At 68.5% G+C, this 5,395-nt stretch carries 5 protein-coding genes; all 5 read left to right on the top strand.

Annotated elements, in window-relative coordinates; all coding sequences use genetic code 11:
- The first annotated feature begins 12 nt into the window (after window positions 1–12).
- Window positions 13–387: a Beta-galactosidase C-terminal domain gene (locus tag GH736_RS25770; RefSeq protein ID WP_407922360.1), complete on the top strand. Its 375-nt coding sequence runs from the start codon at window positions 13–15 to the stop codon at window positions 385–387.
- A gap of 46 nt (window positions 388–433) precedes the next feature.
- Window positions 434–1,783, top strand: coding sequence for an extracellular solute-binding protein (locus GH736_RS16410; RefSeq protein WP_235934352.1), 1,350 nt, complete (start codon window positions 434–436; stop codon window positions 1,781–1,783).
- Between the two features lie 74 nt (window positions 1,784–1,857).
- Window positions 1,858–2,823: a carbohydrate ABC transporter permease gene (locus GH736_RS16405; RefSeq protein ID WP_159605237.1), complete on the top strand. Its 966-nt coding sequence runs from the start codon at window positions 1,858–1,860 to the stop codon at window positions 2,821–2,823.
- A complete protein-coding gene (locus GH736_RS16400; protein ID WP_159605235.1) occupies window positions 2,820–3,746 on the top strand; it encodes a carbohydrate ABC transporter permease in 927 nt (308 codons plus the stop codon). The genes GH736_RS16405 and GH736_RS16400 overlap by 4 nt, the downstream gene beginning before the upstream one ends.
- 42 nt (window positions 3,747–3,788) lie before the next feature.
- Window positions 3,789–5,395: beta-galactosidase (locus tag GH736_RS16395; RefSeq protein ID WP_159605233.1), on the top strand; the 1,607-nt coding region annotated here is incomplete at its 3' end.

Here is a 5,395-nt window from a genome sequence, read left to right as displayed (position 1 = left end):
GACCGCCTGCCGGTGCTGCTGGTGTGCGAGCGCGATGTGCCGCTCGAGGGTGTTGTCGGTGAGCTCTCCCGCCCACGGAGCTGCCGGGAGGTTGATCTCGGCGGGGACGGAGGGGAGGTGGGTGACGCACCGGCCCGATCAGCGTGTCCGGGTCGCCTCGAGAGATGGCGCTGGCGCGGCTCTCGAACAAGGACTCGTTCCGCGACTCGGAGGCGCAGCGCCCTCCCCGACGGGCGCCGGGCCTGGTTCGTCTTCAACTGGGGATGGGAGCCGCAGGCCGTCACGCTCGCGGCATCCGTCACCGACCCCGTCACCGGAGACCGGCTCCGGACGGGCACCGATGTCTCACTGCCGGCCTGGTCGACGCGGACCTTCGTCGGCGAGTGAGCACCAAGGGATCGTGTGATCCGACGCAACCACAGAAAGAGTCATCATGAAGAAGGCACGCAGAACAGCACTGGCGCTGATGACCGGCGCCGCTTCCATCGCGCTCGTCATGTCGGGGTGCAGCCCCAGTGGCGGCGGCGGATCGGACCAGGGGCCGGTCAGCCAGGAGGACATCGACAAGGCCATGGAGACGCCCACGGAGCTCACCTTCTGGACGTGGGTGCCCGACATCGAGAACGAGGTGAAGCTCTTCGAGGAGAAGTACCCCGCCATCGACGTCAAGGTCGAGAACGTCGGCCAGGGCCTGCCGCACTACCAGAAGCTGCGCAGCGCGATCGAGGCCGGCGAGGGCGCACCGGATGTCGCGCAGATCGAGTACCAGTACATCCCCTCGTTCGTGCTGCCCGAGTCGCTGCTCGACCTCACGCCGTACGGCGCGGACGACCTGTCGGGCGACTACGTCGACTGGGCGTGGAACCAGGTCTCGCCCGACGAGGAGGTCTGGGCGATCCCGCAGGACGTCGGGCCGATGGGCAACCTCTATCGCGAGGACATCCTGGCGAAGGCCGGCATCACCGAGCCGCCCGCCACGTGGGACGAGTACGCGACCGCGGCGAAGGCCGTGAAGGATGCCACGGGCTCGTACATCTCGAACCTCGGCGCCACCCAGGCCGGCCAGATGATCGGCTTCTTCTGGCAGGCGGGCGTCAAGCCGTTCGGCTACAACGGCACGGACACCGTCACGATCGACGTCAACAGCGACGAGGCCAAGCAGGTCGCGAGCTACTGGACCGACCTGATCCAGCAGGACCTCATCTCCACCGACGTCGACTTCAACGACACGTGGTACCAGGGCCTCGCGAGCGGCAAGTACGCCGGCTGGTTGACCGCGGCGTGGGGGCCGATCTTCCTGCAGGGCACGGCTGAGAACACGTCGGGACTCTGGCGCGCGGCCCCGCTGCCGCAGTGGGAGGAGGGCACCGAGGTCTCGGGCAACTGGGGCGGCTCGTCGGATGCGGTCCTCGCGTCGAGCAAGAACCCCATCGCCGCCTACGAGCTCGCGAAGTTCATCAACAACGACGAGGAGTCGGCGATGAGGCTCGCGACCGAGCAGTTCCTCTTCCCGCCGCAGGTCTCCGTGCTGGAGGACCCCGCGTTCGTCGACCAGGCATCCGAGTTCTACGGCGGCCAGGAGGTCAACAAGCTCTTCGCCGAGATCTCCACCACCGTCGACACGGACTTCCAGTGGCTGCCGTTCATGGACTACGTGTACTCCACCTACGAGGAGACGATGGGCACCGTGATCGCCGACAAGGGCGACATCGCCGCGGCGCTCGACGCCTGGCAGGACCAGCTCGTGAAGTACGCGGAGGACCAGGGCTTCACCGTCGAGTGAGTGCCGGCGGGGCGCTCGCCTGCCACATCGGCGGGCGCCCCGCACCCTCCCGCCCATCCAGAGAAGGAGTCGCCATGTCGTCCACCCCGGCGCTCAGCGCCGAGCGTCCCGCCACCGTCGCCGCCTCACCGCCGAAGCGCCGCACGAGCACGGCCAAGCGCAAGCAGTACCGTGCCGCCTACCTGTTCCTCCTGCCGTTCTTCGTGGTGTTCATCACGATGCTCGTCATCCCGCTCGTGTACTCGGGATACCTGAGCCTCTTCGAGAGCAAGCTCATCGGCGGCGAGGTGTTCACCGGCCTCGGCAACTACGTGCGTGCGCTCACGGATCCGCTGTTCCTCGAGGGACTCGGCCGGGTGGGGCTGTTCTTCATCGTCCAGGTGCCGATCATGCTCGGCCTGGCGTTGTTCTTCGCCCTGGCGCTCGACAGCTTCCGCGCCCGCGGATCGAAGGCCATCCGCCTCCTCATCTACATGCCCTACGCCGTGCCCGCCGTCGTCGCGACGCTCATGTGGGGCTACCTGTACGGTCCCGACTTCGGGCCCCTCGCGCAGATGTCGCGCGCGCTCGGCTTCGGAACGCCCGAGTTCCTCTCGGCCGAGAACATGCTCGGCTCGATGATGAACATCGTCACGTGGGAGTTCGTCGGCTACAACATGATCATCATGTACGCGGCGCTCCGGTCGATCCCCGCCGAGCTCTACGAGGCCGCCGAGATCGACGGCGCCGGGCAGTTCCGGCTCGCCTGGAGCATCAAGATCCCGGCGATCCGCCCGGCGATCCTGCTGACGATCATCTTCTCGGTCATCGGATCGTTCCAGCTGTTCGCCGAACCGAGCCTGCTGTCGATCATCGCTCCCAACGTGGTGATCAACTCGTACACGCCGAACTTCTACGCCTACAACCTCGCGTTCGTGAACCAGGAGCTGAACTACGCGGCGTCCATCGCGTTCCTCCTGGGAATCGTGATCGCCGTGCTGTCGTACCTCGTCCAGCTCGGCGCGCAACGTCGCGAGCGGCGTGAACGGAGACTGACATGACCTCGACCGAGACCCGCGCCGCGGTGACGATCGGCGACGCCACGGGCTCGCGTCGCGCCGCACGGCACTTCGCGCCCGAGCGGCGCAGGAGCACGCTGCTCACCGTGCTGCTCTGGCTCTGCGTGCTCTACTTCGTCCTGCCGCTGTGGTGGCTGCTCGTCTCCTCGACGAAGGACAACGCCGCGCTGTTCTCGACGTTCGGCCTGTGGTTCGGCGGGGACTTCTCGCTCTGGGAGAACCTGCAGACCCTCTTCAGCGTCCGTGACGGGATCTTCACGCGCTGGCTGGTCAACACCTTCGTCTACTCGATCAGCGCGGCGGTGGGTGCGACGCTGCTCTCCACCATGGCGGGCTACGCGTTCGCGAAGTACGAGTTCCCCGGAAAGAAGGCGCTCTTCAGCGCGACGCTCGGCGCGATCATGATCCCGCTCACGGCGCTGGCGCTGCCCACGTACCTGCTGTTCTCGTCGGCCGGCCTGACCGACACCCCGTGGGCGGTCATCATCCCGTCGCTGGTCAGCCCGTTCGGGGTGTACCTCATGCGGGTGTACGCCGCCGACGCCATCCCCGACGGCCTCATCGAGGCGGCGCGGGTCGACGGCGCCGGAGAGTTCCGCATCTTCTGGCAAGTGGGACTGCGGTTGCTCGGGCCGGGCCTCGTCACCGTGTTCCTCTTCTCGCTCGTCGCGACCTGGAACAACTACTTCCTTCCCCTGATCATGCTGAACAGCTCGGACCTGTACCCGATCACCGTCGGCCTCGCGCAACTCCAGGCGGCGGCGAGCCAGGGCGGCGGCTCACAGGCGCTGTTCTCCACGGTGATCACCGGCTCGCTCGTGTCCATCGTGCCGCTGGTGCTCGCATTCCTGTTCCTCCAGCGGTACTGGCAGTCCGGGCTCGCAACCGGGAGCGTGAAGGAATGATGGACCCATGGCACCGATGACTCTGACCGAGAGGGCACGAACGTGACGATCTGGTACGGCGGCGACTACAACCCCGAGCAGTGGCCACGTGAGGTGTGGGACGAGGATGTCACGCTCATGCAGCGCGGCGGGATCACCCTCGCCACGGTGGGCGTGTTCTCCTGGGCCCGGCTCGAGCCCCGCCCGGGGGAGTACGACTTCGGTTGGCTCGACGACGTGCTCGACACGCTGCACGCCGGCGGGATCCGCGTCGACCTGGCCACCGCCACCGCGTCGCCGCCCCCATGGCTCGCGAAGCGGCATCCCGATACCCTGCCCGTCACCGAGCACGGCGTGCGGCTCGCGGTCGGCAGCCGCCAGCAGTACTGCCCCAGCTCGCCCGTGTACCGGGACCGGGCGCGGCAGCTCGTCTCGCGAATGGTGGAGCGGTACGCGCAGCATCCGGCCCTCGAGCTCTGGCACGTGAACAACGAGTACGGATGCCACGTGAGCCACTGCTACTGCGAGGTGTCGGCCGCGGCGTTCCGCACGTGGCTCGAGGCGAAGTACGGATCGATCGACGAGCTGAACCGCGCCTGGGGCACGGCGTTCTGGTCGCAGCGCTACGACGCGTTCGACGAGGTGGAGCCGCCGCGCGCCGCCCCGACGTTCCGCAACCCGACGCAGCTGCTCGACTTCGACCGGTTCTCGAGCGACGAGCTGCTGGCCTGCTACCGGTCGGAGGTCGAGGTGATCCGCGCGGCGTCCGACGTGCCGGTCACCACGAACTTCATGGGCTTCTTCAAGCCCGTCGACTACTGGAAGTGGGCGCGCGAGGTCGACGTCGTCTCGGACGACACCTACCCCGACCCGGCCGACCCGATCTCGCCGCGGTACGCCGCCATGGTGCGCGACCTCATGCGCTCGCTCGGCGACGGAGCGCCGTGGCTGCTCATGGAGCAGTCACCCGGCGCGGTGAACTGGCGACCCCAGAACGCGGCGAAGGCGCCCGGGCAGATGCGCGCCTGGTCGTACCAGTCGGTCGGCCGTGGCGCCGACGGCATCCTCTTCTTCCAGTGGCGGCAGTCGGCCGCGGGCTCGGAGAAGTTCCACTCGGGCATGGTGCCGCACGGCGGCACCGACACCAGGGTCTGGCGCGAGATCGAGCAGCTCGGCGGGGAGCTGCAGCGGCTGTCGGGGCCCGAGGTCGGCCTCGAGGGCAGCCGCGTGCCCACCCAGGTCGCGATCGCCCTCGACTGGGACAGCTGGTGGGCCGTCGAGCAGCCGGCCTCGCCGACGACGGTCTCCTATCTCGAGACCCTCTTCGCCTGGCATCACGCGCTCACCTCGCTCGGCGTCACGGTCGACTTCGTGCGGGCTGACGCCGACCTGTCGGGCTACCGCCTCATCGTCGCCCCCACCCACTTCGTCGCGACCGACGCGCAGCTCGACAACCTCGCCGCGTTCGCCGAGGCCGGGGGCACGCTGGTCGTCGGGTTCGGCACCGGCATCACCGACGAGCACCTGCACGTACGGCTCGGCGGCTACCTCGGCGAACCGCTGCGGCGCGCGCTCGGGGTGTGGATCGAGGAGTTCGCGCCACCGGCCGCGCCCGACCTGCGGGCCGTCGGCGGGGGAGCGCCACCGCCGGTCGCGCTCGAGGGCGAGGT

It is taken from the genome of Agromyces humi, from assembly GCF_009720255.1.
Classification (GTDB): domain Bacteria; phylum Actinomycetota; class Actinomycetes; order Actinomycetales; family Microbacteriaceae; genus Agromyces; species Agromyces humi.
This window is presented reverse-complemented; position numbering and strand designations above follow the sequence as displayed.